The organism is Xanthobacter variabilis (genome assembly GCF_043831965.2).
Classification (GTDB): Bacteria; Pseudomonadota; Alphaproteobacteria; order Rhizobiales; family Xanthobacteraceae; genus Xanthobacter.
This window is the reverse complement of the sequence record NZ_CM195533.1, coordinates 3,188,211-3,214,800: the sequence shown is the minus strand read 5'-3', so window position 1 is coordinate 3,214,800 and position 26,590 is coordinate 3,188,211. Positions and strand designations below refer to the sequence as shown.

General features: G+C 66.3%; 23 protein-coding genes. 4 read left to right on the top strand and 19 right to left on the bottom strand.

The genetic code is table 11. The annotated features are described in order from the left end of the window. Positions 1-76: 76 nt before the first annotated feature. The 6 genes from trkA to dusB all read right to left on the bottom strand — a co-directional run bounded on the left by trkA (position 77) and on the right by dusB (position 9,270). Positions 77-1,453 (bottom strand): Trk system potassium transporter TrkA, encoded by a 1,377-nt coding sequence (gene trkA, locus V5F26_RS13995; RefSeq protein WP_234050342.1) that lies wholly within the window; start codon positions 1,451-1,453, stop codon positions 77-79. 168 nt (positions 1,454-1,621) lie between these two features. Continuing rightward, positions 1,622-2,989, bottom strand: a complete 1,368-nt coding sequence (gene ntrX / locus V5F26_RS13990) for a nitrogen assimilation response regulator NtrX (RefSeq protein ID WP_394056922.1) — start codon at positions 2,987-2,989, stop codon at positions 1,622-1,624. A 3-nt stretch (positions 2,990-2,992) separates the two neighbouring features. Further along, entirely contained in the window at positions 2,993-5,239 is a 2,247-nt protein-coding gene (locus V5F26_RS13985) for a sensor histidine kinase NtrY-like (protein WP_394946223.1), read from the bottom strand. A 410-nt stretch (positions 5,240-5,649) separates the two neighbouring features. Then, entirely contained in the window at positions 5,650-7,092 is a 1,443-nt protein-coding gene (ntrC, locus tag V5F26_RS13980) for a nitrogen regulation protein NR(I) (protein WP_234050339.1), read from the bottom strand. A gap of 7 nt (positions 7,093-7,099) precedes the next feature. Next, positions 7,100-8,230 carry a two-component system sensor histidine kinase NtrB gene (locus V5F26_RS13975; RefSeq protein WP_234050338.1) on the bottom strand — a complete coding sequence of 377 codons (1,131 nt, stop codon included), beginning with the start codon at positions 8,228-8,230 and terminating at the stop codon, positions 7,100-7,102. 17 nt (positions 8,231-8,247) lie between these two features. Continuing rightward, positions 8,248-9,270 carry a tRNA dihydrouridine synthase DusB gene (dusB, locus tag V5F26_RS13970; protein WP_394056926.1) on the bottom strand — a complete coding sequence of 341 codons (1,023 nt, stop codon included), beginning with the start codon at positions 9,268-9,270 and terminating at the stop codon, positions 8,248-8,250. A 267-nt stretch (positions 9,271-9,537) separates the two neighbouring features. On the opposite strand from dusB, the gene V5F26_RS13965 reads away from it, so the two are divergent. The 3 genes from V5F26_RS13965 to V5F26_RS13955 all read left to right on the top strand — a co-directional run bounded on the left by V5F26_RS13965 (position 9,538) and on the right by V5F26_RS13955 (position 11,708). Beyond that, positions 9,538-10,740 (top strand): bifunctional 2-C-methyl-D-erythritol 4-phosphate cytidylyltransferase/2-C-methyl-D-erythritol 2,4-cyclodiphosphate synthase, encoded by a 1,203-nt coding sequence (locus V5F26_RS13965; protein ID WP_394056927.1) that lies wholly within the window; start codon positions 9,538-9,540, stop codon positions 10,738-10,740. Next, the gene (locus V5F26_RS13960; RefSeq protein WP_394946222.1) at positions 10,737-11,228 is read left to right on the top strand and encodes a CinA family protein; all 492 of its coding nucleotides are present in this window, start codon (positions 10,737-10,739) and stop codon (positions 11,226-11,228) included. Before V5F26_RS13965 ends, V5F26_RS13960 begins: the two co-directional genes overlap by 4 nt. A gap of 84 nt (positions 11,229-11,312) precedes the next feature. Further along, positions 11,313-11,708: a rhodanese-like domain-containing protein gene (locus V5F26_RS13955; protein WP_394946220.1), complete on the top strand. Its 396-nt coding sequence runs from the start codon at positions 11,313-11,315 to the stop codon at positions 11,706-11,708. 29 nt (positions 11,709-11,737) lie between these two features. Here V5F26_RS13955 and V5F26_RS13950 read toward each other — a convergent pair whose 3' ends face one another. The 11 genes from V5F26_RS13950 to V5F26_RS13900 all read right to left on the bottom strand — a co-directional run bounded on the left by V5F26_RS13950 (position 11,738) and on the right by V5F26_RS13900 (position 21,599). Then, complete coding sequence (locus tag V5F26_RS13950) at positions 11,738-12,193, bottom strand: type II toxin-antitoxin system RatA family toxin (protein WP_234050333.1); 456 nt, start codon at positions 12,191-12,193, stop codon at positions 11,738-11,740. A 6-nt stretch (positions 12,194-12,199) separates the two neighbouring features. Further along, entirely contained in the window at positions 12,200-13,153 is a 954-nt protein-coding gene (gene lipA / locus V5F26_RS13945) for a lipoyl synthase (protein ID WP_234050332.1), read from the bottom strand. Between the two features lie 179 nt (positions 13,154-13,332). Then, on the bottom strand, positions 13,333-13,611 hold the full coding sequence (locus V5F26_RS13940; protein ID WP_394946217.1) for a GlsB/YeaQ/YmgE family stress response membrane protein: 279 nt from the start codon (positions 13,609-13,611) through the stop codon (positions 13,333-13,335). Between the two features lie 82 nt (positions 13,612-13,693). Continuing rightward, positions 13,694-15,109: a dihydrolipoyl dehydrogenase gene (gene lpdA / locus V5F26_RS13935; protein WP_394056934.1), complete on the bottom strand. Its 1,416-nt coding sequence runs from the start codon at positions 15,107-15,109 to the stop codon at positions 13,694-13,696. Between the two features lie 46 nt (positions 15,110-15,155). After that, complete coding sequence (locus V5F26_RS13930; RefSeq protein ID WP_394946215.1) at positions 15,156-15,776, bottom strand: nucleoside 2-deoxyribosyltransferase; 621 nt, start codon at positions 15,774-15,776, stop codon at positions 15,156-15,158. 248 nt (positions 15,777-16,024) lie between these two features. After that, entirely contained in the window at positions 16,025-16,261 is a 237-nt protein-coding gene (locus V5F26_RS13925; RefSeq protein ID WP_234050328.1) for an HP1242/YdcH family protein, read from the bottom strand. Positions 16,262-16,434: 173 nt separating this feature from the next. Next, positions 16,435-17,757, bottom strand: coding sequence for a pyruvate dehydrogenase complex dihydrolipoamide acetyltransferase (locus V5F26_RS13920; RefSeq protein WP_394946213.1), 1,323 nt, complete (start codon positions 17,755-17,757; stop codon positions 16,435-16,437). Positions 17,758-17,759: 2 nt separating this feature from the next. Next, the gene (locus tag V5F26_RS13915) at positions 17,760-18,446 is read right to left on the bottom strand and encodes a hypothetical protein (protein WP_394946212.1); all 687 of its coding nucleotides are present in this window, start codon (positions 18,444-18,446) and stop codon (positions 17,760-17,762) included. Positions 18,447-18,450: 4 nt separating this feature from the next. Next, positions 18,451-19,815 carry a pyruvate dehydrogenase complex E1 component subunit beta gene (locus V5F26_RS13910; protein WP_394946210.1) on the bottom strand — a complete coding sequence of 455 codons (1,365 nt, stop codon included), beginning with the start codon at positions 19,813-19,815 and terminating at the stop codon, positions 18,451-18,453. Positions 19,816-20,109: 294 nt separating this feature from the next. Beyond that, on the bottom strand, positions 20,110-21,123 hold the full coding sequence (gene pdhA / locus V5F26_RS13905) for a pyruvate dehydrogenase (acetyl-transferring) E1 component subunit alpha (RefSeq protein ID WP_394946208.1): 1,014 nt from the start codon (positions 21,121-21,123) through the stop codon (positions 20,110-20,112). Positions 21,124-21,284: 161 nt separating this feature from the next. After that, complete coding sequence (locus V5F26_RS13900; RefSeq protein WP_234050324.1) at positions 21,285-21,599, bottom strand: FtsB family cell division protein; 315 nt, start codon at positions 21,597-21,599, stop codon at positions 21,285-21,287. A gap of 168 nt (positions 21,600-21,767) precedes the next feature. On the opposite strand from V5F26_RS13900, the gene V5F26_RS13895 reads away from it, so the two are divergent. Then, the gene (locus V5F26_RS13895) at positions 21,768-22,346 is read left to right on the top strand and encodes a flavodoxin family protein (RefSeq protein WP_394946205.1); all 579 of its coding nucleotides are present in this window, start codon (positions 21,768-21,770) and stop codon (positions 22,344-22,346) included. Positions 22,347-22,463: 117 nt separating this feature from the next. On the opposite strand, the gene V5F26_RS13890 is transcribed toward V5F26_RS13895, so the two are convergent. Further along, complete coding sequence (locus V5F26_RS13890; protein ID WP_394946203.1) at positions 22,464-24,182, bottom strand: chloride channel protein; 1,719 nt, start codon at positions 24,180-24,182, stop codon at positions 22,464-22,466. A gap of 93 nt (positions 24,183-24,275) precedes the next feature. Next, positions 24,276-26,522 carry a DNA topoisomerase IV subunit A gene (gene parC, locus V5F26_RS13885; protein WP_394056943.1) on the bottom strand — a complete coding sequence of 749 codons (2,247 nt, stop codon included), beginning with the start codon at positions 26,520-26,522 and terminating at the stop codon, positions 24,276-24,278. Positions 26,523-26,590: the final 68 nt, after the last annotated feature.

Here is a 26,590-nt window from a genome sequence, read left to right as displayed (position 1 = left end):
CCTGTTATGCCGCCTGCTCGGGGTGGTCGGGTTTGCGCGGCTGCCTCATGCGCAGCGGAGCCGCTCGGCCAGCGCCCTAGAAGAACTCGAGCGCCACACGGAAAAGCTGCTCCACCCGCTTGATGCGATCGCCCAGGGCGAAGAGCACGACCCGGTCATGGGCGCGGACCACGAAATCACCCCGCGGCTGCATCACCTGCCCGGCGCGGACGACGGCGCCGATGCGCAGCCCGTCCAGCATGTCGAGGTCGCGCAGGGTCTTGCCCACCAGCGGCGAGGTTTCCAGCGCCTCCGCCTCAATCATCTCGCCAGTGCCGTCGAGCAAGGCGTGAACACCGCGGATGCGGCCGCGCCGCACATGCTGGAGCACCTTGGAAACGGTGATCTGGCGCGGATTCACATGGGCATCGATGCCCAGGCCCCGCGCGAAGGCGGCATAGCCTTGCTCATTCAGCAGCGCCAGGATGCGCTTGGCTCCGATCTGCTTCGACAGCAGGCAGGACAGGATGTTGATGCGGTCGTCATTGGTGAGGGCGATCATGGTGTCCGCCTCGCCGACGCCGGCCTCGTCCAGGATGGTCCGGTCGAGCGCATCGCCGTTCAGCACCACGGCGCGCGAGAGCACCTCCGCAATGCTCTGGGCGCGGTCCTTTGAGCTCTCGATCACCTTGATGCGCGCGGCCGGATTGCGCCGCTCCAGCTCGCTGGCGACGTAGAAGCCGATATTGCCGCCGCCGGCGACCACGATGCGCTGGCCGGGCGCTTCGTCATGGCCGAACAAAGCGAGGGCGCGCTGCACCTGGTCCGCCTTGGAGACGAAATAGGCGACATCCCCCACTTCCATCTGGTCGGTGGAGCGCGGAACCATGGTGCGGCCCTTGCGGCTCACGGCCACGATGGTCGCCTGGACATCGGGGAAGAGCTGGGTGAGCTGGTTGAGCGGCGTGTTGATGATGGGGCACTCTTCGCCGCACAGCACGCCCACCACCACGATGGCGCCGTCAGCAAAGCTGACCGTGTCGATGGCGCCGGGCAGGGAAAGCCGGCGCAGCACCATCTCGCCCACCTCGATCTCCGGCGAGATCACCACATCGATGGGCAGGTGATCGCGCGAGAGCAGATCGCGCCATTCGGGCTGCAGGTAAGTCTGCGCGCGGATGCGGGCGACCTTGGTGGGCACATTGAACAAAGCGTGGCCCACCTGGCAGGCCACCATGTTCACTTCATCATGCAAAGTGACGGCAATGAGCATGTCCGCCTGCTCGATGCCGGCGCGGGCGAGGATGTCCGGATGCGAGCCCCAGCCCACCACGCCGCGCACATCGAGCTGCTCGGTGACGGACTGGATGCGGCGGGCGTCGGAATCGATGATCGAAACATCGTTCTGCTCCCCGGCGAGGCGCTCGGCGATGCCGAACCCCACCTGCCCTGCCCCGCAGATCACGACTCTCATGGAGTTCCCCTCGCCTACCGGAACCGGCCGGCCCCAGATCCCCGCACCTCGCTACCGCGCCGCAACGCGGGACAGCGGCGCACGCCCGCCCGATTCTGCCCGAAGCTAGGCGTTTCCCGCGCCGATGACGAGTCCGGCGGCGCGGGTTTCCAGAGGGGGCGGCGGTGCTCAGCCGACTCCCAGCGCCTTGAGCTTGCGGTGCAGCGCGGAGCGCTCCATTCCCACGAATTCCGCGGTGCGCGAGATGTTGCCGCCGAAGCGGTTGATCTGAGCCGCCAGATATTCGCGCTCGAACACCTCGCGCGCCTCCCGCAGGGGCAGGCCCATGAGGTGCTCGCCGCCATTGCCGTTGGGCAGGCTGGGCACGAGGGCGCCCACGTCCTGCGGCAGCATGGCGGCGGTGATGGTGGCCTCGGGGTCGCCGCCGGCGAGAATCAGCAGGCGTTCCACATTATTGCGCAGCTGGCGGACATTGCCCGGCCAGTCATGGCTCTGCAGCACGGCCATCGCGTCCTCGCCGATGGGGCGGCGCGGCATGCCGGTGGTCTGGGAGATGGTGTCGACGAAGAAGTCCACCAGGTCCGGAATATCCTCGCGCCGCTCCGCCAGCGGCGGCACGCGGATCGGCACCACTGACAGGCGGTGGTAGAGGTCCTCGCGGAAAAGCCCCTTGGCGATCTCCTCTTCCAGGTTGCGCGCGGTGGACGAGACGATGCGCACGTCGACGCTCAGCCGTTCGTTGGAACCGACGCGGGTGAAGCTCTGCTCCACCAGCACGCGCAGCACCCGGTTCTGGGTTTCGCGCGACATGTCGGCGATCTCGTCCAGGAACAGGGTGCCGCCGTGGGCCTCCTCCAGCGCGCCGCGCTTGGCCTCCCGGCCCTCCCCCTCGGCCACGCCGAACAGCTCGAACTCCAGCCGCTCCGGGGTGATGGAGGCGGAATTCAGCACCACGAACGGCCCCTGAGCCCGCGCCGAGGCGGCGTGGATCATCCGCGCCGCCAGCTCCTTGCCCGAGCCCGAAGGCCCGACGATGAGGATGCGGCTGTTGGTGGGGCCCACGCGATCGATGGTGGACTTCAACTGCTGCACGGCGCTGGAGCGGCCCACCAGCATGCGGGCATTGGGCGCCAGCTGCTTCAGCTCTTTCAGCTCGCGCTTCAGGCGCAGGGTTTCCAGCGCCCGTTCGGCGATCATCACGAGCCGGTCGGCATTGAACGGCTTCTCGATGAAGTCGTAGGCGCCGCGCTTGATGGCGGCGACGGCGGTCTCGATATTGCCGTGACCGGAGATCATCACCACCGGAACGTCCGGATGCTGGGTCTTGATCTCATTGAGCAATTCCAGCCCATCCAGGCGGCTACCCTGAAGCCAGATGTCGAGGAAGATGAGGTTCGGGCGCCGCGTGGCGATGGCGGCGAGTGCGCCGTCGGCCTCGCGGGCGGTGCGGGCGGAATAGCCCTCGTCCTCGAGGATACCCGCGACAAGCTCGCCGATGTCGGCCTCGTCGTCGACGATGAGGATGTCCATGGCCATGTCTCAGGCTCTCCCGGAAGCAGGGGGGGAAGGCAGCGTCGCATCCGCCTTGGCGTTGCCGGCGGGCTGGCCGTCGACACGCAGGCGCAGGCGGATCCAGGCGCCGCGTCCTTCCGGTGAATCGTTGAGTTCGATGGAGCCGCCGTGCTCCTCCATGATCTTGCCCACGATGGCCAGGCCAAGGCCCGTGCCCTTCTCGCGGGTGGTCACGTAGGGCTCAAGCAGGCGGTTCCGCTTGTCCTGGGGCAGGCCCATTCCGGTGTCGACGATGTCGACCACCAGATCCTCGCCCACCTGCTCGGCCTTCACCTTGATGCGCGCCGTGCCGCGTTCATTTTCAGGAACGCCATCAATGGCTTCGGCGGCGTTCTTGAGAATATTGGTGAGCGCCTGGGAGATCAGGCGCCGGTCATAGCGGGCCGGCAGGGCGGTTGGCAGATCGGTTTCAAAGGTGATGGCAGGATGCCCCACCCGCATCAGGAAAACCGCCTGGCGGATGGTTTCGGCAAGGTCCTGCGCGTCCACCACGGGCTTCGGCATGCGGGCGAAGGAGGAGAACTCGTCCACCATGCGCCCAATGTCGCCCACCTGGCGGATAATGGTATCCGTGCACTGGTCAAACACATCGCGGTCCTGGGTGATGTGACGCCCATACTTGCGCTTCAGCCGCTCGGCCGAGAGCTGGATGGGCGTGAGCGGGTTCTTGATTTCATGGGCGATGCGCCGCGCCACGTCGGCCCATGCCGAGGTCCGCTGCGCGGTAATGAGCGCCGTGATGTCGTCGAGGGTGACCACCCAGCCGTGGTCGGCTTCGGACGACTGCTCGGTGGTGACGCGCATGGCGAACACGCGCTCGCGCCCGTCGCGCTGCAGCGTGATGTTGCCCTGCACGATGCGCTGGCCGGCATTCTCGGCCTCGGCGATCAGGTCCGCGGTTTCCGGCACCACTTCCGCCAGCTTGCGGCCCAGGGCCTCCGCCTCGGTCAGGCCCAGCAGGCGCTCGGCCGAACGGTTGAGGATGGTGACGCGCTCATCGGCATCGAGGCCGATGACCCCGGCGCCGACGCCCGCCAGCACCGCCTCGGTGAAGCGGCGGCGGCTGTCGATCTGGTCGCGGGCGCGCACGATATCGTTGCGCTGGGTCTTCAGCTCCGAGGTCATGTTGTTGAAGGTCTCGCCCAATGTCGCGAGGTCGCCTTCGGATTTATGCACCGGCACCTGCACGTCGAGATTGCCTGCCGCGACGCGGTCGGCCGCCCACATGAGCCGCCGGATGGGCGCCACCAGCCATTTCGAGAAGTTGATGGCCAGCCACACCGCCGAGAGCAGGACGATGAGTGTGATGAGCGCGTACATCAGCGCGAAGGCGAGCTGCACATTGAAGCGCCGCTCCTCCAGCGCCCGGTAGTCCGCCAGCGTGTCGTGGGTGATCTTCAGGAAGCCGAAGACCCGCGGATCGATGGGCCGCGCCACATAGAGGTAGAGGTCGTCGAAATTGGAGAGCGGCACCACGGCGCCCACGAAATCCGCATCGGAGGGCAGATAGATGATGGGCTGCTCGGCGGTGGCCTCGCCGATGGCGATGTTGGCGGGCACCAGATATTCCCGCTCGGTATGCAGGGCCGTCCGCTCCACGGTCGAGAGGTCGCGGCGGATGATCTGCGCGCCCGGCACGTTTCGCAGCGCGGCCTGGGCCGTGAAGATCTGCTGGAACTTCTCCTTGTCGCTGTCATAGAGGCTCTTCAGCCGCGAGATGTCGTTGGCCATCGCCAGCGCATCGCCACGGATGGAAAGCGCATGCTCGCGCACATAATTCTGCGCGACGGACCCGGCCGTGACGACAATGTTCTGTGTGCGGCTGGCAAAGTAGCGGTCCAGGGAGCGGTCCAGGGTCAGGCTGGCCACGATGGCGACCACCACGGTGGGCACGACCGCGATGACCGTGAACAGGCCGACGATGCGGATCAGCAGCCGCGCTGCCGCACGCCCCCGCGCCCGTTCCCGGAAAATGCCCCACAGCTCGCGGATGATGATGGCGAGCAGGATCAGCCCCGCCACGCCGCAGCTGGTGAGCACGCCCACCACCACCTGGGGCGTGGGCACGATCCGCGTCAGGCCCATCAGAATGAGGAAGGCGGCGACCGCCAAAGCGAGCGCGACCACCACCACCGTGGGGGCGATGAACCGCGCCAAATGCCTGCGGCGGGGCTTCGGCAGGCCCGGGGCGTCGTCGGCCGGCGCATCCATCATCTGTCTGTCGTTCCTCGCATTCGGCTGCGCAACGCGCACCGCGACTCACACGCGGACAAGTTCTCAGCGCGTGATGCAGTGGAACGACACTGGTGCAAAAATGTGACATGCGCCACGGGCGCATGAAGTTGTACCCGGGTTGATGCAAGCGGGCAGGTAGCCGCATCCCTGGTTCCGGGAATGCCGACGCGTTAGCGACCCTGCCCCCCAGTCCCCCGGCGGAACCAAAGAGAAAGGCGCGGACACCCAATGGGCATCGGGTCTGCCGCCTCTCGCCTTTCGCCCCCGCATGCGGCGCGCGAGAGGCGCCTGTGTCATCGCGCCGAGATGATGCCCGGCGCCGATGCGGTCAATTTTCGGCGCCCCACATCTGTGGAAAGCAGGGCGACCGCCCCGCCCCTGGCCTGCGATCAGCGACTGGTGCGGATCACCTGGATATCCAGATCCCGGATCTTCTTGCGCAGAGTGTTGCGGTTCAGACCCAGAAGCTCCGCCGCCTTGATCTGGTTCCCCCGCGTGGCGGCAAGCGCCGCGGAGAGCAGCGGATATTCCACGTCCTTCAGGATGCGGTGATAGAGCCCGGGCGGCGGCAGATCCTCTCCAAAGCCGGCAAAATAGTTGTTGAGATGCCGCTCCACCGAGGCCGCCAATGTGGCGTCCACCGGGCCTTCCTCGTTGAGAGGATTGGGCAACGGCTCGGACAGCTCCACATCGATGATCGCCGGGGTGATGACCTCCTGCGGATAAAGCGCCGCAAGGCGTCGCACCAGGTTTTCCAGTTCGCGCACATTGCCCGGCCAGCGGTAGCGCTTCAGCCGATCCAGGGCCGCGGCATCCACTTGCTTCGCCGGCAAACCTTCCCGTTCCGCCTGCAGGAAGAAGTGGCGCACGAGGTCCGGCACGTCCTCGGAGCGCTCACGCAACGGCGGAAGACGCAGCGGCACCACATTGAGGCGGAAGAACAAATCCTCGCGGAACAGCCCCTGCTGGATCAGCGTGCGCAGATCCTTGTTGGTGGCGGCGATGATGCGCACGTCGGTCTTGATGGGCGTGCGCCCGCCGACGGTCGTGTACTCGCCCTGCTGGAGCACGCGCAGAAGGCGGGTCTGCGCCTCCATGGGCATGTCGCCGATCTCGTCCAGGAACAGGGTGCCGCCTTCCGCCTGCTCGAAGCGGCCGGGATTGCGGGTGGTGGCGCCAGTGAACGAGCCCTTCTCGTGGCCGAACAGCTCGGATTCGATCAGGTCCCGCGGAATGGCCGCCATGTTGATGGCCACGAACGGTCCGGTGCGGCGCTTGCCGTAATCGTGCAGCGCGCGGGCCACCAGCTCCTTGCCCGTGCCGCTCTCACCCACGATCATCACCGTGAGGTCGGTCTGCATCAGGCGGGCGAGCAGGCGATAGATTTCCTGCATGGCGGGCGAACGGCCCACCAGGGGAATATTGTCCTGCTCCTCAGGCAGCAGGACGCCATTGTCGCCCTTCTTGGGCTCAGCCAAGGCGCGGCCGACAATGGAGATCAGCTCCTTCAGGTCGAACGGCTTGGGCAGGTATTCGTAGGCCCCGCGCTCAGAAGCGCGGATGGCGGTCATGAACGTGTTCTGCGCGCTCATGACGATGACGGGCAGGTCCGGCCGCGCCTTCTTAATGCGCGGCAGGAGGTCGAAGGCGTTCTCATCCGGCATCACCACGTCGGTGATGACCAGGTCGCCATCGCCCTGGCTCACCCAGCGCCAGAGGGTCGCCGCATTGCCGCAGGAGCGGACCTCGTATCCCGCCCGTGACAGGGCCTGATTGAGCACCGTGCGGATCGCTGCGTCGTCGTCGGCGACCAGGATGCTTCCCGTGGGCATGGACACCTCAATTGGCCTCTTTGGCAGGACTCGTGCCGCGATACATGGGCAGGAGCACTCGGAACGTGGTGCGGCGCGGCTGGCTTTCGCATTCGACGATGCCGCCATGGTCGCCGATGATCTTCGCGACCAAAGCAAGTCCGAGGCCACTGCCCGTGGGCTTGGTGGTCACGAACGGGTCGAACAGGTGCGGGACGAGATCGTCCGGCACGCCCTTGCCGTTGTCGCGCACGCAGAACTCAAGCGGGAGGCTGACCCTGGAGGAGACCCCGGGAACCGTCAGCCGCACGCCGGGACGGAAGGCGGTGGTGAGCTGGATCTCCCCATCCGGGTCACCATCAATGGCCTCTGCCGCATTCTTCACCAGATTGAGGAACACCTGGATGAGCTGATCCCGATTCGCGAGCACCGGCGGCAAGGAGGGGTCGTAATCTTCCACGAAGCGGATGTTGCGGCCGAAGCCGCTCATGGCCAGCGTGCGCACATGCTCCAGCACGGCATGGATATTCACCGGCTCGCGCTCCACCGGGCGCTCGTCGGAGAACACCTCCATGCGATCCACCAGCTTCACGATGCGGTCGGCCTCGTCGCAGATGAGGCGGGTCAGCGCCCGATCCTCATCCCCGGCGGACTGCTCCAGCAGCTGGGCCGCGCCACGAATACCCGAAAGCGGGTTCTTGATCTCATGCGCCAGCATGGAGGCGAGCGCGCTCACCGAGCGGGCGGCCCCGCGATGGGTGAGCTGGCGGTCCATCTTGTCGGCGATGGTACGCTCCTGGAGCATCACCACCACATGGTCCGGCCGCTCCGCCACCGGCGCCACGTGGATGTCCACGATCCGCTCGCCGCCATTGCGGGGCGTGCCGAGGTCCACGCGATACTCGTTCACGGGCGCGCCACGCTGGCGCACCTGCTCGATCAGGCCCAGCAGCGGCGTGCCGAAGGGCACGAATTCCGTGAATGGCCGGCGCCGCAGCAGCGGCGCGCTCACCTCGAAAAAGGCCTCCGCCGCCACATTGGCGTCCACCACATGCCCGGTATCGGAGATGGTGAATAAAGGGTGGGGCACGGCATCCAGGATCGCGCGGGTCAGGCACTGGTCCTGGTCTTGCTGGGAAGACTTGGTCTTGCTGGTCATTTTTCTGGCTTCGGCCGTCATGCCGCCGCCCTCCACATCAGTTCGTCATAGGCGGCCGCGATGCCGGCCTTTACCGCCGCCGGATCTTCGGCGGTGAGCAGGCGCGCGCGCCAACTGCGTGTCCATTCCTCGCCCTGCCCGCCCACGGCATCGAGCGCCCAGCCCAGGTGCTTGCGCGCCTGGCGCAGGCCCAGTGCCGCGCCGTAGAGGGACAGCCAACCGTCATAAAGCTCCAACAGCACGTCCCGCTGCTCCGCGAGGGGCGGGTCCTCCGCCACCGTGCCGGCCGCCAGCATCCGCGCCACCTGGCCCGGAAACCAGGGGCGGCCCTGCGCGCCGCGCCCGATCATCACCCCATCGGCACCGGATGCCGCGAGCATGGCGGGCGCATCCTCGACCGCCGTCAGGTCCCCATTCGCGATCACCGGAATGGCCACGGCGTCCGTCACCGGCCGGATGGCCGCCCAATCGGCCCCGCCGGTATAGAACTGGCACCGGGTGCGGCCATGTACCGTGACCATGGCGAGACCCGCCTCTTCCGCCATGCGCGCCAGCTCCACGGCGGTGGGGCTCGTCCCGTCCCAGCCGAGCCGGGTCTTCACCGTGACCGGCACCGAGACCGCGGCGCGCACCGCCTCCAGAATACGCCGCGCCAGCGGCAGGTCGCGCAGCAGGGCCGCGCCGGCCGCGCCGGTGGTGACGCGCTTGGCCGGGCAGCCCATATTGATGTCGATGAGGCCGGCGCCGGCGCTCTCCGCCATCCGCGCCGCTTCCGCCATCCAGTGGGCGTCATTGCCGGCAATCTGCACCGCGTGCAGCGCCACGCCCTCCCCCTCGGCGCGCAACATCATCTCCGGATGGCCTTCGAGCAGGGCATTGCTCGCCACCATTTCGGAAATGGTCATGCCGGCGCCATACCTCAGAGCCATGCGCCGCAAGGGCGCATCGGTGATGCCGGCCATGGGCGCGAGCAGCACCGCGTTGGGCAGCGCATGGGGGCCGATCCGCAGCACCGTCGGCGGCGGGGCGGGCGTCGTCATGTGCGAAAGGGCGTCGTTTTGATGCACAGAAATTGGGCCAGGTCAGTGTTGCCTAGATCTTAGACATTTGCGGCGCCCGTGCAAGTGCAGTGTGCGCAGATGTGCGGCGCAGCACCAAATGGGGCCGATCACGCTTCCGTGGCCATCGCCCCTTGCGCGGGCCGGGAAGGCGCGCTTCAACACACTTTCGATGAACCCTGCGGCGCCCGGCACATGGCGCCCCAAACCGCATGCGCGCAACGAAAGACGTCCGGAAAGATCCGCTCCATGAACACTTCCCGGCGCTGCATCGCCGTTGTCGTCGCCGCTGGCCGGGGCACCCGCGCGGGCGGCCCTCTGCCCAAGCAATACCGCCTGATCTCCGGCGAGCCGGTGCTGCGCCATACCCTGCGCCGGTTCGCGGAGCATCCGGGAATCAGCGGTGTGCTGGCCGTCATTCATAAAGATGATTCGGACCTCTTTGCGGAAGCCGCCGCCGATCTGCCCAAGATGCTGGCACCGGTGGCGGGCGGCGCCACCCGGCAGGAATCGGTGTGGGCAGGGCTTCAGGCCCTCACAGCCCAAACTCCGTGCAGCGTCCTCGTTCATGATGCGGCCCGGCCCTTTGTCTCGCCGGCGCTCATTTCCCGCGCCATTGCCGCGGCCGAGGCGCATGAGGCGGCGATTCCGGTGCTGCCCGTCACCGACACCATCAAGGTGGTGGGCGAGGATGGCCTCGTCAGCGCCACCCTCGATCGTTCCGCCCTGCGCACCGTGCAGACACCCCAGGCGTTCGACCTTGCGGCCCTCGTCAACGCCCATCGGGCGGCGGCCACCGCCGGCATCGTGCACCTCACCGACGATGCGGCGGTGATGGAATGGGCCGGCCGCTCCGTGGCGACGTTTGAAGGGGAGCCCGCGAATATGAAGCTCACATCTGCCGAAGATCTCGCCCGCGCCGCGCAGGAGGCGCCGGGCGCCGGCCTGTTCGCACTACCGGACGTGCGCATGGGCACCGGCTTCGATGTCCACGCTTTCGCGCCCGGCGATCATGTGATGCTCGGCGGCGTTGCCATTCCCCACGCCTTCGCCCTTGCCGGCCATTCGGACGCGGATGTGGGCCTACACGCCTTGACCGATGCGGTGCTGGGCGCGCTGGGTGATGGCGATATCGGCTCCCACTTCCCGCCGTCGGATCCGCAATGGAAGGGCGCTGCGTCCGATCGCTTTTTGGCCCACGCGGTGGACCTGGTGGCGGCGCGCGGTGGGCGCATCGCCCATCTCGACCTCACCCTGATCTGCGAGGCGCCGAAGGTGGGGCCACACCGGGAAGCGATCCGCGCCTCCATCGCGCGCATTGCCGGCGTGCCGGTGAGCCGTGTGAGTGTGAAGGCGACGACCACGGAGAAGCTGGGCTTCACCGGGCGCCGCGAGGGCATCGCTGCCATGGCCAGCGCCACCATCCGCCTGCCCGCCTCGGAGGACGCATGATCGACGCAGAAACCTACGCCGCCGCCGAAAAGGTGCTCAACGCCTTCCGCGCCAAGGGCTGGACGCTGGCAACCGCGGAATCGTGCACGGGCGGCCTGGTCGCCGGTGCCCTCACCGCCGTTCCCGGATCATCGGATGTGATGGACCGAGGCTTCGTGACTTATTCCAACGCCGCCAAGAGCGCCATGCTTGGCGTGCCTGAAGCGACCCTCGCCGCCCATGGGGCGGTTAGCCGGCAAACCGCGTGCGCCATGGCCGAGGGCGCGCGCGCCGCTGCGGGCGTGAGCGCGGCGGTTTCCATCACGGGTGTCGCCGGGCCGGGCGGGGGCTCGGCGGAAAAACCGGTTGGCCTCGTGCACTTTGCCTGTGCACGGCCGGACGGCGCCACGCGGCACTGCGAGATGCGCTTCGGCGATCTGGGGCGGGCGGAGATCCGCCGCCGGTCGGTGCTGGTCGCCCTGTCCCTGCTCGCGGAAGCCGCGGCCTGACGGGCCGGCGCCGGAGGACTTGACAGGATACCTTCGCCCCGCCTTCCTCCCTGGCATAAATCACATGCAATGGGAGGACTTTTCATGCCCCAGACCATCACCCGCGGCTACAAGGCCCTGCTGGCGGACGCCAATGCGCGCGTGGAGGCGCTGAGTCCGCTGCAGGCCGCGGAGCGCATGGCCCAGGGCGACACGGTGCTGGTGGACGTGCGCGACCCGCGCGAGCTGGAGCGCGAGGGACGCATTCCCGGTGCCTTCCACTGCCCGCGTGGCATGCTCGAATTCTGGATCGACCCGGAAAGCCCCTATTTCAAGCCGGTCTTCGCCGAGGACAAGACCTTCATCTTCCTGTGCGCGGGTGGCTGGCGCTCGGCCCTCAGCGCTGCGACGGCGATGGACATGGGCCTGAAGCCGGTGATGCACGTGGACGGCGGCTTCAAGGCCTGGAAGGAAACCGGCGCGCCCTTCGAGCAGAAATAGCCGTTCCAGCCGCGTTTGCGGCGCCGGGCTCAGACGGCGCCGTAGACCTCATTGGCTCGCGCCTCAAAGGCATCGGCGAAGCGGCGGAAGGCGGCGTCGAACATGGCGCCCATCAGCAGGCCCAGCGCGCGCGAACGGAACTCATACGAGATGAAGAATTTCACCTCGCACTCGCCCTCCCCGCGCGCCACAAACTCCCAGCGGTTGTCGAGCCGGCTGAAGGGGCCGTCGAGATATTCCACATGGATGGCGAGGCGCGGGCGGTCCAGCATGACGCGTGAGGTGAAGGTCTCGCGGATCATCTTGTAGGCCACGGTCATGTCGGCCACGAGGATCTCGACACCGTCATCGGAGCGGGCGCGCCGCTTCACCCGCAGCGCCGCGCAGAGGGGCACGAACTCCGGATAATGCTCCACATCGGCCACGAGGTCGAACATGTGGGCGGCGGTGTGCTTCACCCGCCGCGCATTGGAAAAGGACGGCACGGCAGATCAGGCCCGCCGCAGCTTGGCCGCACGCGCCTCGCGCAGCTTGGCGAAGTCCTCGCCCGCATGATGGGACGAGCGGGTGAGCGGGCTCGAGGACACCATCAGGAAGCCCTTGGCGAACGCCACCGTCTCATAGGCCTTGAACTCGTCCGGGGTGACAAACTTCTCCACCTTGTGGTGCTGGCGGGTGGGCTGGAGATATTGGCCGATGGTGAGGAAATCCACATCCGCCGAGCGCAGGTCGTCCATCAGCTGGAGCACCTCGTTCCGCTCCTCGCCCAGACCCACCATGATGCCGGACTTGGTGAAGATGGTGGGGTCGATCTCCTTCACCTTCTGCAGCAGGCGCAGGGAGTGGAAGTAGCGCGCGCCCGGCCGCACCGTGAGGTACTTCGACGGCACCGTTTCCAGATTGTGGTTGAACACGTCGGGCTTGGCCGCGACCACCACCTCCAGCGCCCCGTCCTTGCGCAGGAAATCGGGCGTGAGGATCTCAATGGTGGTCTTGGGGCTGGCGGCGCGGATGGCGCCGATGGTGCGGGCGAAATGCTCCGCCCCGCCATCGGCTAGGTCATCCCGGTCCACCGAGGTGATGACCACATGGGAGAGGCCCAGGCTGCCCACGGCGTCCGCCACCTTCTGCGGCTCGTCCTGGTCCAGCGGACCGGGCATGCCCGTGCGCACATTGCAGAAGGCGCAGGCGCGGGTGCAGGTGTCGCCCATGATCATCATGGTGGCGTGCTTCTTTTCCCAGCACTCACCGATATTGGGGCAGCCGGCCTCCTCGCACACGGTGTGCAGGCCATTGGCGCGCACGATGCCCGCCGTCTCCGACCAGCCGGCCGAGCCGGGCGCCTTCACACGGATCCATTCCGGCTTGCGCTGCACCTCGGTGAGCGGGCGGTGGGCCTTTTCCGGGTGGCGGGGACGGTTCAGCGTGTTGATCACATTGACCATGGCGTGTTCCACTTCGCGCGGCCCCCGTGGAGCCGAACCTCTGCCGCCGCGCCCCGGCGGGGAAGCGGCGCTTACCCCACGATCGGCGCGGGGATGACCCAACGTTCGGGGAAGTCCTTCCCCATATAAGCGAGGCCCATGCCGCGCGCCACTCGCCGTGGCGACGCGGTTTCAGCGCCCTATCGCGATCGGACAGCCCGCCAGACCCACAGAAGGATGATGGCGCCCACAATGGCCGCCACCAGCGTGCGGAAGAAGCCGAACACCGGAATGGCAAGCTGCTGCGCCAGCCAGCCGCCGACGAACGAGCCCAGCACGCCCACCAACAGATTGGTGAGCAGACCGTGATTGCTCTCGGTCACCCGCTCGGCCACCCATCCGGCGATGATGCCGATGATGAGCATGGAGAAGAAGCCGACGCCCGGCTGGTTCAGAACCGCATAGGTTTCACTGCTCATGCGTGCCCCCGCCATCCGCCCCGGCATGGGGCGGCTCCTTCTCTTAGCTCAATTTGCGACCCGGCGCAGCGCCATGGCCGCGTCAGATGTGAATGGCGCGGCCATAGGCGGCCATCACGCTCTCATGCATCATTTCCGACAGGGTCGGGTGCGGGAACACGGTGTGGATCAGCTCTTCCTCGGTGGTCTCCAGGTTCATGGCCACCACGAAGCCCTGGATGAGCTCGGTCACCTCCGCCCCCACCATGTGGGCGCCCAGCAGCTCGCCGGTCTTGGCGTCGAAGATGGTCTTCACGAGGCCGTCCGGCTCGCCCAGGGCAATGGCCTTGCCATTGCCGATGAAGGGGAAGCGGCCCACCTTGATCTGGCGCCCGGCTTCCTTCGCCTTCTTCTCGGTAAGGCCCACGGAGGCGATCTGCGGCATGCAATAGGTGCAGCCGGGGATCTTGCCCTTGTCCATGGGGTGGGTGTGAAGGCCCTTGATGGTCTCCACGCAGATCACGCCTTCATGCTCGGCCTTGTGCGCCAGCATAGGCGCGCCGGCGATGTCGCCGATGGCATAGACGCCGGGCACATTGGTGCGGCCATAGCCGTCGGTGGCGATGATGCCGCGCTCGTGCTTCACGCCAATGGCCTCCAGGCCCAGGCCTTCCACATTGCCCACAACGCCCACGGCGGAAATCATCCGTTCCACAGTGATGTCGTGCTTGGCGCCCTTCTCGTCCACCACATGGACGGTGAGGCTGTCGGCCTGCTTGGTGACGCCCGTGACCTTCGCCCCGGACATGATCTTCATGCCCTGCTTCTCGAAGCGCTTGCGGGCGATGGCGGCGATCTCCTCATCCTCCACGGGGAGGATCTGGGGCAGCACTTCCACCACCGTCACCTCGGCGCCCATGGTGCGATAGAAGGAGGCGAATTCGATGCCGATGGCGCCCGAGCCCATGACCAGCAGGCTCTTGGGGGTCTTCTCCGGCACTAGAGCGTCGAAATAGGTCCAGATCAGCTTCTTGTCGGGCTCCAGGCCCGGCAGCGCGCGCGGACGGGCGCCGGTGGCGATGATGATGTGCTTGGCCTCATAATCGCCACCGCCCTTGGCGCCCTTGGGCGGGTTAGCGGCGGCTTCCACCTTCAGCTTGCCGGGGGCGGCGAAGGTGGCCTTGCCCCAGATCACATCCACCTTGTTCTTGTTCAGGAGGAAGCCCACGCCCGTGGCGAGCTGGCTCGACACCCCGCGCGAGCGCTTCACCACGGCGGCGATGTCATAGGAGATTTTTTCCGCCGCCAGGCCGTAATCCTTGGCGTGCTCCATGTAATGGTAGATCTCGGCGGAGCGCAGCAGCGCCTTGGTGGGAATGCAGCCCCAGTTGAGGCAGATGCCGCCCAGGTGGCTCTTTTCCACCACGGCCGTCTTGAAGCCCAGCTGCGCGGCGCGGATGGCGGCCACATAGCCGCCCGGCCCGCCGCCGATGACGATGATGTCGTAGGTCTCTGCCATGGGAGCCTCCTCGAAATGCCTTTCGCCGTGGGTATCCGGCGGGAAATCAGGATGAAGGGGCAAGCCGCCCCGCCGCGCGGGCCTCGGCCAGCGCCTGGAGCACCTGCTCGAACAAAGTGAGGTCGCGGAACGGGTCTTCCGCGTGGGTCTCGGCCTGGATGACCGGCAGGCGGCTGGATTCCAGCGCCTCCGCCAGCATCAAATTGTCGAAATGGCCGAAGTCCTCCACATGGAGCCCATCGGCAAGAAACGTGTGGGCCCGCCCCTCGCCTTCCGCCGGCCCGATGGCGGCGTGGGCGCGGTGGAGCAGCTCGCCAGGCGCATTGCTGTAGGCGGCCACGGCCTTGCCCAGCGCGAAGGCGAAGCCGAGCTCGAATGCCGTGCCCGGGTCGGCGCTGATGCCGCGAAATGGCGTGAGGTTGGCAACGACCGCGTCCGCCGACCGCATCAAGGAAAGGTTGTTGGCGAAGATGGTCCGCGCCAGCGTGCCGCCTTCATCCACCAGCAGCGGCTCGCCATCGATGGGGAAAAGGCCGGTGAAGCCGAAGTCGGCGCACAGCTCCAGCTTGAGCCGCCCGATCTCGCGCGCATCGTCGAGAAACACTTCCGGGCCGGCAAGATAGAGCTTCATCCAGGTCGCCCTTTCCTCGGCGCGCACCCGCGCCATGCTGAGCCCCTTGGCGGCGGGGCGCCGGACCGTTTGAGCGCGCGGCGCGCGCTTCAGCTCCCGCAAATCTGTGTCAATCGTCGCCCGGGGCCAGCCCGCGCAGGGATTCGGCGCCACCGAGCGTCCAAGGTCCGCGCCGCCGTCCCGGATGGGGAGCGGCGGGCGCGGCCGAAGGGGAGACGGGCCAAACCCGCCTCTTGCTGGCGAGGCGCGCGGGCTCAAAAGCCCCGCGCATCACCGGCCGAAGATCACTTCGAGAAAATGGCGTAGAGCTCGTCCTTGAGCTGCATGCGCTCGCGACGCATGGTCTCCATTTCCTCGTCGCCCGTGGGCTCCACGTCGGTCTCGGCGCGATGCACCTTGCCATTCACCTCGTGATAGGCGTCGTAGAGCTTGGCGAAATGCGTATCGCTCGTCTTCAGGGCCTGGATCTTCTCGGCATATTCCGGAAAATCGGCGACGAGTTCGTGGGGCGTATTGCTCATCTTCGTTTCACCTGTGTTGGGCACCGCGGCGTCGGCGAGACGCGGCGGCACCAGTCCTGTCACGCGCCCAAACGGGCGCAGGCGCTCGCGACGCGAGCCGCGCCTGCCTTACACCAGCCGGCCCATCGGCAACACCCGGGCCAGCCCGTAACCCCCTACTCAGACCAACATGCTCAAACGAGCATGCTCATGGGCTTCTCAATGAAGCCCTTGAAGGAGGCGAGCAGCTCGGCACCCAGGGCGCCGTCCATGACGCGGTGGTCGCAGGTCATGGTGACGGTCATCTGCGTCACGATCTTCATCTCGCCGCCGCGCGCCACCACCCGGCCCTCGGACGCGCCGATGGCGAAGATGGACGACTGCGGCGCGTTGATGATGGCGGTGAAGTTGCGAATGCCCATCATGCCGAGGTTCGACACGGAGGAAGAGCCACCGGAATACTCATCCGGCTTCAGCTTCTTGTTGCGGGCGCGGGTGGCAAGATCCCTCATCTCGTTGGAGATGACGGAGATGGTCTTCTGCTCCGCCTTCTTCACCACGGGGGCATAAAGGCCGCCATCGATAGCTACGGCCACGCCCACGTCCGAGTGCTTCATGCGCAGGATGCGGTCTTCGGCCCACACCGCGTTGCAGGCCGGCACCTTCTGAAGGGCCAGAGCCAGCGCCTTGATGATGAAGTCGTTGACGGAGACGCGGTAGGCCGCCTTGCCGTCCTTGTCCTTGGGCGCGTTGGCGTTCACCTGCTCGCGCAGGGCCATCAGGTCGTCCAGGTCGCAATCCACCGTCAGGAAGAAGGTGGGCGTGACCTGCTCGCTTTCCACCAGGCGGCGGGCGATGGTCTTGCGCATGCCATCGAGCTGGACTTCCTCATAGCTGTCCGGCTCGTACATGGCCTTGATCTGATCAACGCCCGGGGCGCTGGCGAGCGCCGCCTTCGGAGCTGCGGCCGCGGCTGCGGGCGCAGGAGCCGCCTTCGCGCCAGGCTGCGCAGCCTCGACGTCGCGGGCGATGATGCGCCCATGGGGACCCGTGCCGGCGACGGCATTGAGATCCAGGCCCTTGTCCTTGGCGATGCGGCGGGCCAGCGGCGACGCGAACACGCGCGCACCCGCGGCCTGCGGAGCGGGAGCCGCCGCCGGGACGGGCGCCGCGACAGGGGCCGCGGCCGCCACTGGAGCCGGAGCGCTGGGCGCCGGTGCGGCGGCAGGGGCACCGCCCTGCCCGGCAGACGCGGCGACGGCCTTCACGTCCTCGCCCTCCGCCGCGAGCACGGCGATGAGCTGATTCACCGAAACGTCCTGGGTACCTTCCGGCACCAGGATCTTGGCGAGCACGCCTTCGTCCACGGCCTCCACTTCCATGGTGGCCTTGTCGGTCTCGATCTCGGCAATCACGTCGCCGGACTTGACGGTGTCGCCCTCTTTCTTGACCCACTTGGCAAGGTTGCCCTTTTCCATGGTGGGCGAGAGGGCCGGCATCAGAATATCGACGGGCATAGTCAGTCCCCCTCGGGTTGATCAGTAGCAGGCAATTGTGGCAAGTCATCTTCATTAGGCAAGGAAACGCCTTCTCGTTTTCCGCGACTGCGCATAACAATCCGCAGCACTTCCTTGAGCTCTAAAAGTGCGGGCCTTGCCTTTTCTGCCATCTCACCCGCCACAAAAGCCAGGTCACCCATAAAGGAAAAAAAAGAATCTGTTCTCGTATTATCTCTTAGTATTTCATTATATAAAGACGTTAATCTATCATATAGTTTCGTCTTTTTTGATTGTCGTATTTCACTTGACTCTATGATCGATCGAATACGCTCAATATGAACGATCAACTTCTCTTTTTCAGATGAGCTTAAACTTGCAAAACCAAATGTCTGCCCCTCAACTTCATCGACCCACTCATTTAGTTTACTATCAATTTCCGCCTCAATACTTTCAGTTTTGTTATGATATAGATATGTATTTATATCGCGCATATAAGCAACTAGAGATCCACTCCAGGTGTCGTTGTCGTGTTCCGTGATTTGAGCCTCAGGAATTCGCTTTAGAATACCGCGAATAACTAAGACCGCTACACGCGTATCGTCGTGATCGCCGCGATCAATTTTTGACACCCGCGACAGAATAGCAGCAAGCGCCTCATTTTTATCGAGCGGCAAACCATTGGTGAGCGATTCAATAGTTACTGTCATCACGTCACCGATAGGTCACGGCGTGCACGGCCTCGATCACCTCGGCGACCGTAGGCAGGGCCAGCTTCTCAAGGTTCGCGGCATAGGGCATGGGCACGTCCTTGCCGGTGACGCGCAGCACCGGGGCGTCGAGATAGTCGAAGGCCTTGTCCATCAGCTGGGCGACGATCTCGGCGCCGACGCCGGATTGCGGCCAGCCCTCCTCCACCGTGACGCAGCGGCCGGTTTTCTTGACCGAGGCGACGATGGTTTCCACGTCCATGGGGCGGATGGTGCGCAGGTCGATCACCTCGGCCTCGATGCCCATCTTGGCCAGCTCGTCCGCCGCCTTCAGGGCATAGGTCATGCCGATGGAGAAGGAGACGAGCGTCACATCCTTGCCCGCCCGCGCGACCCGCGCCTTGCCAATGGGCAGCACATAGTCATCCAGCTTCGGCACCTCGAAGGAGTGGCCGTAGAGGATCTCGTTTTCCAGGAAGATCACCGGGTTGGGATCGCGGATGGCGGCCTTCAGCAGGCCCTTGGCGTCGGCAGCCGAATAGGGCGCGATCACCTTCAGGCCGGGCACATTGGAATACCAGGCGGTATAATCCTGGCTGTGCTGGGCCGCCACGCGCGCGGCGGCGCCATTAGGACCTCGGAACACGATGGACGAGCTGACCTGCCCGCCCGACATATAATGGGTCTTGGCGGCCGAGTTGATGATCTGGTCGATCGCCTGCATGGCGAAGTTGAAGGTCATGAACTCGATGATGGGTTTCAGCCCCGCGAAGGCCGCGCCCACGCCCACGCCCGCAAAGCCGTGCTCAGTGATGGGGGTGTCGATGACGCGGCGGTCACCGAACTCCTGGAGCAGGCCCTGGGTGATCTTGTAGGCGCCCTGGTATTCGGCGACCTCCTCGCCCATCACGAAGACATCGCCGTCGCGGCGCATCTCCTCGGCCATGGCATCGCGCAGGGCCTCGCGTACGGTCATGGTGACGTATTCGGTGCCCGCGGGCACTTCCGGATCGCTCGGCGCGACCGCTACCGGCTCGGCGATCGCCGGAGCCGCGATGGCGGGGGCGGCAATGGCGGGAGCTGCCACCGGAGTGGGGGCTGCGGCCGGAGCGGCGCTCACGTCCTCGCCCTCGGCGGCGATGATCGCGATGGGCGTATTCACGGCCACGTCCTGGGTGCCTTCCGGCACCAGGATCTTGGCGAGCACGCCCTCGTCCACGGCCTCCACTTCCATGGTGGCCTTGTCGGTCTCGATTTCGGCGAGCACGTCACCGGATTTGACGGTGTCGCCTTCCTTTTTCACCCATTTGGTGAGGTTGCCCTTCTCCATGGTGGGAGACAGGGCCGGCATGAGGACGTCAGTGGCCATGGCAGTCAGCTCTTGCTCGGCGGCGCTGCGGACGCGGGCGGATAACGCCTCGCGAACGCGCGCGAATGGTTCAAGGGAATGGACGCGTAAGGCACCGGGGTAGCGGCCATCACTCTGGTCGCCACCGGCTGCCGGGAACGGCGGGACAGGCGGACGGTGAGCCCCTCACCCTGCCCTTCCAGCCGGTGCCCGGTCGCCAATTGGGGGCACGCATGGGCCATACCCACGCGCCGTCCCGCCTTTACCGCCGGAGCGGTGGGCGTGGGGAGCGCGGGCGCGGCCATCGTCGCGCCCTCAGCGCAGCACGTCGGTGTAGAGCTCGGCGGGATCCGGCTCCGGATCGTGGGAGGCGAAATCGGCGGCGGCGGCGACAATGTCGCGAACCTCGGCGTCGATCTTCTTCAGCTCCTCCTCGGTCGCCCCATGATCGTTCAACAGGCGCGCGCGGACCTGCTCGATGGGATCGTGCTCGGTCCGCATCTTCTGCACCTCCTCCTTCGACCGGTACTTCGCCGGGTCGGACATGGAGTGGCCGCGATAACGGTAGGTCTGCATTTCCAGGATGTAGGGCCCGTTGCCCTCGCGGGCGAAGGCCAGAGCGCGGTCGGCGGCGGCGCGCACGGCGCGCACATCCATGCCGTCCACCTGCTCACCGGGAATGTTGAAGGACACACCGCGCTTGGAGAAATCCGGCTGCGCCGAGGAACGGGTCACCGAGGTGCCCATGGCATACTTGTTGTTTTCGATCACGTACACGACGGGCAACTTCCAAAGCTCCGCCATGTTGAAGCTCTCGTAGACCTGGCCCTGATTGGCCGCGCCGTCACCGAAATAGGTTACCGAGACGGCGCCATTACCCTTGTAACGGTCGGCGAAGGCCAAGCCCGTGCCCAGCGAAACCTGGGCGCCAACGATGCCGTGACCGCCGAAGAACTGCTTCTCGATGCTGAACATGTGCATCGAGCCGCCCTTGCCCTTGGAGTAGCCTCCGCGGCGGCCGGTGAGCTCGGCCATGACGCCGTCAGGGTTCATGCCGGCGGCCAGCATGTGGCCGTGGTCGCGGTAGCCGGTGATGACCTGGTCACCATCCTTCATGGACATCTGCATGCCCACCACCACGGCCTCCTGACCGATATAGAGGTGGCAGAAGCCGCCAATGAGGCCCATGCCATACATCTGGCCCGCCTTCTCCTCGAAGCGGCGGATCAGCAGCATCTCGCGATAAGCGAAAAGCTCATCATCTTTCGTGAAGGTTGCAGTCCCGCCCGCGGCTGCGGCGGCGCGTGCGGCGGATTTCCTGGGAGCCATCGGCGACCTCTGGATGCGCTGAAATCGCGGACTCTCTAGCGCACCTTCCCGCACACGCAAAGCGGGAATTGAAAATATTGCACCGCAACACCTTGCAAACTCTTGATTCTGAAGGAATGAACCAATTATCAGTTCATACCTCATATGAACCAAAAATCAGTTCATTTGCTGCGAAGCAATACGAGATCCTTGGGGTGGATGAAGTTCAGTTGGCGGCGGCCTTCCTCATCCAGCATGTCGGGATCGAGGCGCGTGGCGGCGAGCAGCGACACCTTGTTTTCAAGGGCCATGCGCTGAGTCTTGAGCTCCGCAAGCTGGGCCTCGAGGCGCTGAGTCTCCTGCTCATACGTGCGCTGGGCCACAAGGCCATGGTCGCCCGTATAGGCATTGTAGGCGAAATAGGCGATGAGCCCGGCCGCCCCGATGTGCAGGGCCAGGGTGGCGAGAGCGGATCGAAGACGGGAGCGGCTTTGCATGGGCGCGATTGTTCCACGCCCTGGTTTCCATCGCATTAAGGCGCGGCGGCCACGCCATGTTTGCATTTCTGCATAAATCGCTTGCGGATGAATGTCTGGAAAGCGTCAGAATTGCACGTCAAAAAGGGGGCCGAACGAACCACCGACCCAACCTTGGGGAGACAAATCATGTCGAAGCCCGTTGTCGCCATCGTCTATCACTCCGGCTACGGCCACACGAAGGCCCAGGCCGAAGCCGTGCTCGCCGGCGTGAAGGAAGTGGAAGCCGTGGACGGCGTCCTCATCTCCGTCGACGATGTGGATGCCAATTGGGAAGTGCTGGACGGCGCCGCCGCCATCATCTTCGGCTCGCCCATCTACATGGGCAACGTTTCCGCCGCGTTCCAGGGCTTCGCGGAGAAGAGCTCCAAGCGCTGGATGTCGCTGGCGTGGAAGGACAAGCTGGCCGCCGGCTTCGTGAATTCCGGCAGCCAGAACGGCGACAAGCTTCAGGGCCTGCAGGCGCTCATCACCCTGTCCCAGCAGCACGGCATGATCTGGGTGGGCCTGGGCCTGCATCCCGGCAACAACTCCTCCACCGCTTCGGTCAACGACCTGAACCGCCTGGGTGGCTTCGGCGGCGCCTTCGCGCAGTCCAACGTGGACCAGGGTGCGGACGTGATGCCCCCGGAGGCCGACCGCAAGACCGCCGCTTACCTTGGCAAGCGCGTGGCCGAGGCCGCTGTGCGCTGGACCAAGGGCGCCTGAGCAGCCGCAGTCTTGAGTTAGCGTAGGATCGAAAAGCCCGGGCCGTGCCCGGGCTTTTTGCGTTCGGGATTGTCTTTGGCGCTCAAGGACAGTTTTGGCGCCAAGCCAGAGCCTCGCTTAATCCTCCGCGCCAAGGCCGTGGCGCGCCATGTCCAAGCGCTCCGCATAGCTGCGCAGGGCATGGGATTCGCTGAGCAGGCCTACGAGCCGGCGCGACTCGATATCGCTCACCACCGGCAGTTCCTCTGCCCCTGCCGCCTCGAACGCCTCGGCCGCTTCCTTCACGTTCATGGCTGGCAGCAGCATGCTCTCGCCGTGCCGGGCGATGACGCGGACGGGTTCCGCCACGTCCCGGCGCGCGGCATATCCTTCGGAAACGCGCACGAGACCGGCATAGGCCCCCGCCCCGTCCACCAGCACCACCACGCGGACGGAGCCCAAAGGAAAGGCCGCACGCAGCGCGCCGATGGTCCCATCATGGGGGAATGTGCGCATGTCGGTGCGCATCATCGCGGCCACGGTCAGGTCACGCATCCAGCCCACGTCCTGGGCGCTGCGGATGGTTTCGCCGCGCAGGTGCAGCCGCCAGGTGGAGAAGGAGTAGCCGAAGGTTTCCCGCACCATCAGCGAGGTGACGGCCGCCGTGCTCACCACCAGCCCGGTCAGGGTGAGGTCCCCCGTCATTTCCAGAACCAGGAAGCTCATGGTCAACGGGCCGCCGATGACGCCCACCGCCAAGGCCCCCATGCCCACGACCGCCGCCAGCGCCGGCGCGAGCCCGAGGCCGGGAAAGAGCAGCTCGAGCCCGGCCGCATAGAGCTTGCCCATCACCGCCCCCAGGAACAGGGATGCGAAGAACAGGCCCCCGCGAAACCCCGACCCGACCGATAGCGCGGAAGCCACCATCTTCAAGCCGAACACGATGGCCACCGACCAGGTGACCGCGCTGCCCACCTGCTCATGCAGCGCGCCGTGGCCATCGGACAGCACCTGCGGCGAATAGAGGGCGAGGCACCCTACGGCGAGCCCGGCCAGGGCCGGGCGCAGGGGCGCGGGAAGCCGGCTGTGGGCGAACAGCCATTCCACCGTGGTGACGAGCCGCATGATGACGATGGCCACCACGCCCGCCACCAGGCCCAGCAGCGCGAACAGCAGCACCTGGCTCGGTTCCGCCGGCGGCAGATGGGCGATGGCCAGCGGCTCCACGTGCAGGCCCAGGGTGCGCGCCGTGAGCACGCCGCCCATGGCGGCGGTCAGCACCGGCACGGCCGCGGGAATGGAATAGGTGCCGATGATCAGCTCGAAGGCATAGAAGGCGCCCATTAGCGGCGCATCGAACACCGAGCCGAGCCCGGCCGCCGTTCCCGCCCCCACCAATATGCGCAGATCGTTGCGACGCAGATCGAAGATGACACCCAGGCGCGAGGCGATGCCACCGCCAATCTGGCTATAGCCCGCCTCGAGCCCCAGCGATGCGCCAAACCCGTTGGACACCATGGTTTGCAGGGACAGGATGATGCTGTCGGTCAGGGACATCTGCCCGCCGTGCAGCGCATTGGCCTCGATGGGGTCGACGATGGGATGGGGCCGCCAGCGCTTCAACCCCAGGGCAATGAGCCCCATCAGCAGTCCCCCCGCCGCCGGCACCAGGACGAGCCAGGGCGAGATCAGCGCCGGCGATGCGCTCAGGCGCTCCCCGGCCGGCAGGGCGAACAGCAGTTCATGGAGGAATTGAGTGCCGAAACTCATGGCGGTGGCGACCGCCCCCGCCGCGATGCCGATCACCGCCGAGAGCACCACAAGGAACACCTCGCGGGCCCGCACCTGGGTCCGCACCGCCAGCCATAAGGGCGCGAGAGGGCCCCGGGTAGGCGCGCGCGGCGCGCCTTCGGCTTGGTCAGGTGGCGCGACCATGCCGAAGGCAGCCGCTCAGGAGAACTTGTTGGTGCGCGGAAAGCCCTTCGGCGGCAGGCGGCCGGCGGTCGCCCGCTCACCCTGCCAGTCGAGAAGCTCGGTAACGGTCCAGGTGCGGCCGGAGGAATCCTCCCAGGTGAGGCCGCCGGAAATGGGGAACACCTTGATGTCGGAAAGCCCGCCCTCGCGATAGCGCTGCAGCCGCACGCCACGGCCGCGCGTCATTTCCGGAATCTGGTTGACAGGAAATAGCAGCAGCTTGCGATTATCGCCGATCACCGCCACCCAGTCGCCTTCCACGAAGCGCACCCCCAGGGCTGCATCCGGCGGGTCGGTCACCAGCACCTGTTTGCCCTTGCGGGTGGTGGCCAGGCAATCGTCCTCCGCCACCACGAAGCCCCGGCCTTGCCTGGAGGCCACCAGCAGCTTGCGTTCCGGCTGGTGGGCGAAAACGGAGACGATCTCCGCCTCCTGCTCCAGGTCGATCATCATGCGGATGGGCTCGCCATGGCCGCGCCCGCCCGGCAGCTTTGAGGCTTCCAGCGTGAAGAAGCGGCCATTGCTGGCGAACACCATGAGCTTGGAGGTGGTTTCCGCGAAGAAGGCGTGACCGAGCGCATCGTCGGTCTTGAACTGGAGGTTGGACAGGTCCTGCTGGTGCCCCTTCAGGGCGCGGATCCAACCCTTCTGCGAGACCACGACGGTGATGGGCTCGCGCTCCACCAGCGCCTCGGTGAAGGCCTCCTCGCCCAGCTCCGGAGCGGCGGCGAAGGTGGTGCGGCGCTTGCCGAGCGCGGTCTCGGGCCCATAGATCTTGCGGGTCTCGCGGATCTCCTTGGCGATGGCCTTCCACTGCGCCCCTTCGGAGCCAACCAGCTTGGTGAGCGCGTCCTGCTCCTTGGAAAGGGCGTCGTGCTCCTTGCGGATCTCCATCTCCTCCAGGCGGCGCAAGGAGCGCAGGCGCATGTTGAGGATGGCTTCCGCCTGCACGTCCGTCAGCTCGAAGGTGCGCATCAGCTCCTGCTTGGGCTCGTCCTCCTCGCGGATGATGCGGATGACCTCGTCGAGGTTGAGATAGGCGATGAGATAGCCGCCCAGCACCTCCAGGCGGTGGGCGATCTGGTCCAGCCGATAGCGCGAGCGGCGCAGCAGCACCTCGCGGCGGTGGTCCAGCCACTCGCGCAGCGCCTCCGCCAGGGAGAGCACCTTGGGGATCTGGCCGCGCACCAGCACATTCATGTTGAGCGGGACGCGCGCTTCCAGGTCGGTGAGCTTGAACAGGCTCTCCATCAGCACTTCGGCGTCCACGGTGCGCGAGCGGGGCTCCAGCACCACGCGGATATCCTCGGCGCTCTCGTCGCGCACATCCGCCAGCAGCGGCAATTTCTTGTCGGTGAGCAGCTCGGCGATCTTCTCGATCAGCCGGGATTTCGCGACGCCATAGGGGATCTCGGTGACCACCACCACATAGGTGCCGCGGCCCGTCTCCTCCTTGTTCCAGCGCGCGCGCACCCGGAACGAGCCACGGCCGGTGGCATAGGCCTCCGCCACCCCCACGGGGTCGTCAACCAGCACGCCGCCGGTGGGGAAATCGGGGCCCGGCACGTATTTCAGGAGATCCACGGCGAGCGCGTTGGGGTGCTCCACCAGATGCAGCGCCGCATCCAGCAGCTCGGCTGCATTGTGGGGCGGAATGGACGTGGCCATGCCGACCGCGATGCCCTGGGAGCCGTTCGCGAGCAGGTTGGGGAAGGCCGCCGGCAGCACCACCGGCTCTTCCTCGGAGCCGTCATAGGTGGGGCGGAAATCCACCGCATCCTCGTCGATGCCGTCCAGCAGCAGGCGGGCGGTCTCGGTAAGGCGGGCCTCGGTGTATCGCATGGCGGCGGCGTTATCGCCGTCCACATTGCCGAAATTGCCCTGCCCATCCACCAGCGGATACCGCTGCGCGAAATCCTGGGCGAGGCGCACCAGCGCGTCATAGACCGACTGGTCACCATGGGGATGGAATTTGCCGATCACGTCGCCCACCACGCGGGCGGACTTCTTGAACGCCTGCCCCGGATCCAGCCGCAACTGGCGCATGGCGTGCAGGATGCGTCGATGCACGGGCTTCAGGCCGTCGCGCGCGTCCGGCAGGGCGCGGTGCATGATGGTGGACAGAGCGTAGGCAAGGTAGCGCTCTTCCAGCGCCGCCTTCAGCGCGACGTTCTCGATATTCCCACCGGGAGGCGCGGGGGGCGGAAGGGTACGGGTGGCCATAAGCAGGCAGTACCGCGCGCGCGAAGGCACGACAAGGCGATTATGCGCCCACCCCTACGCACGCGCGC

Excerpts from the sequence above, each read along its gene's own strand:
- V5F26_RS13925 (WP_234050328.1), bottom strand. The coding sequence starts at position 16,261 with ATGAGCAATACGCCCCACGAACTCGTCGCCGATTTTCCGGAATATGCC.
- V5F26_RS13915 (WP_394946212.1), bottom strand. The coding sequence starts at position 18,446 with ATGACAGTAACTATTGAATCGCTCACCAATGGTTTGCCGCTCGATAAA.
- V5F26_RS13920 (WP_394946213.1), bottom strand. The coding sequence starts at position 17,757 with ATGCCCGTCGATATTCTGATGCCGGCCCTCTCGCCCACCATGGAAAAG.
- V5F26_RS13985 (WP_394946223.1), bottom strand. The coding sequence starts at position 5,239 with ATGATGGATGCGCCGGCCGACGACGCCCCGGGCCTGCCGAAGCCCCGC.
- V5F26_RS13975 (WP_234050338.1), bottom strand. The coding sequence starts at position 8,230 with ATGACCAGCAAGACCAAGTCTTCCCAGCAAGACCAGGACCAGTGCCTG.
- lpdA (WP_394056934.1), bottom strand. The coding sequence starts at position 15,109 with ATGGCAGAGACCTACGACATCATCGTCATCGGCGGCGGGCCGGGCGGC.
- V5F26_RS13900 (WP_234050324.1), bottom strand. The coding sequence starts at position 21,599 with ATGCAAAGCCGCTCCCGTCTTCGATCCGCTCTCGCCACCCTGGCCCTG.
- V5F26_RS13965 (WP_394056927.1), top strand. The coding sequence starts at position 9,538 with ATGAACACTTCCCGGCGCTGCATCGCCGTTGTCGTCGCCGCTGGCCGG.
- pdhA (WP_394946208.1), bottom strand. The coding sequence starts at position 21,123 with ATGGCTCCCAGGAAATCCGCCGCACGCGCCGCCGCAGCCGCGGGCGGG.
- trkA (WP_234050342.1), bottom strand. The coding sequence starts at position 1,453 with ATGAGAGTCGTGATCTGCGGGGCAGGGCAGGTGGGGTTCGGCATCGCC.
- parC (WP_394056943.1), bottom strand. The coding sequence starts at position 26,522 with ATGGCCACCCGTACCCTTCCGCCCCCCGCGCCTCCCGGTGGGAATATC.
- V5F26_RS13960 (WP_394946222.1), top strand. The coding sequence starts at position 10,737 with ATGATCGACGCAGAAACCTACGCCGCCGCCGAAAAGGTGCTCAACGCC.
- dusB (WP_394056926.1), bottom strand. The coding sequence starts at position 9,270 with ATGACGACGCCCGCCCCGCCGCCGACGGTGCTGCGGATCGGCCCCCAT.
- ntrC (WP_234050339.1), bottom strand. The coding sequence starts at position 7,092 with ATGCCCACGGGAAGCATCCTGGTCGCCGACGACGACGCAGCGATCCGC.
- V5F26_RS13895 (WP_394946205.1), top strand. The coding sequence starts at position 21,768 with ATGTCGAAGCCCGTTGTCGCCATCGTCTATCACTCCGGCTACGGCCAC.
- V5F26_RS13930 (WP_394946215.1), bottom strand. The coding sequence starts at position 15,776 with ATGGCGCGGGTGCGCGCCGAGGAAAGGGCGACCTGGATGAAGCTCTAT.
- V5F26_RS13940 (WP_394946217.1), bottom strand. The coding sequence starts at position 13,611 with ATGAGCAGTGAAACCTATGCGGTTCTGAACCAGCCGGGCGTCGGCTTC.
- lipA (WP_234050332.1), bottom strand. The coding sequence starts at position 13,153 with ATGGTCAATGTGATCAACACGCTGAACCGTCCCCGCCACCCGGAAAAG.
- ntrX (WP_394056922.1), bottom strand. The coding sequence starts at position 2,989 with ATGGCCATGGACATCCTCATCGTCGACGACGAGGCCGACATCGGCGAG.
- V5F26_RS13910 (WP_394946210.1), bottom strand. The coding sequence starts at position 19,815 with ATGGCCACTGACGTCCTCATGCCGGCCCTGTCTCCCACCATGGAGAAG.
- V5F26_RS13955 (WP_394946220.1), top strand. The coding sequence starts at position 11,313 with ATGCCCCAGACCATCACCCGCGGCTACAAGGCCCTGCTGGCGGACGCC.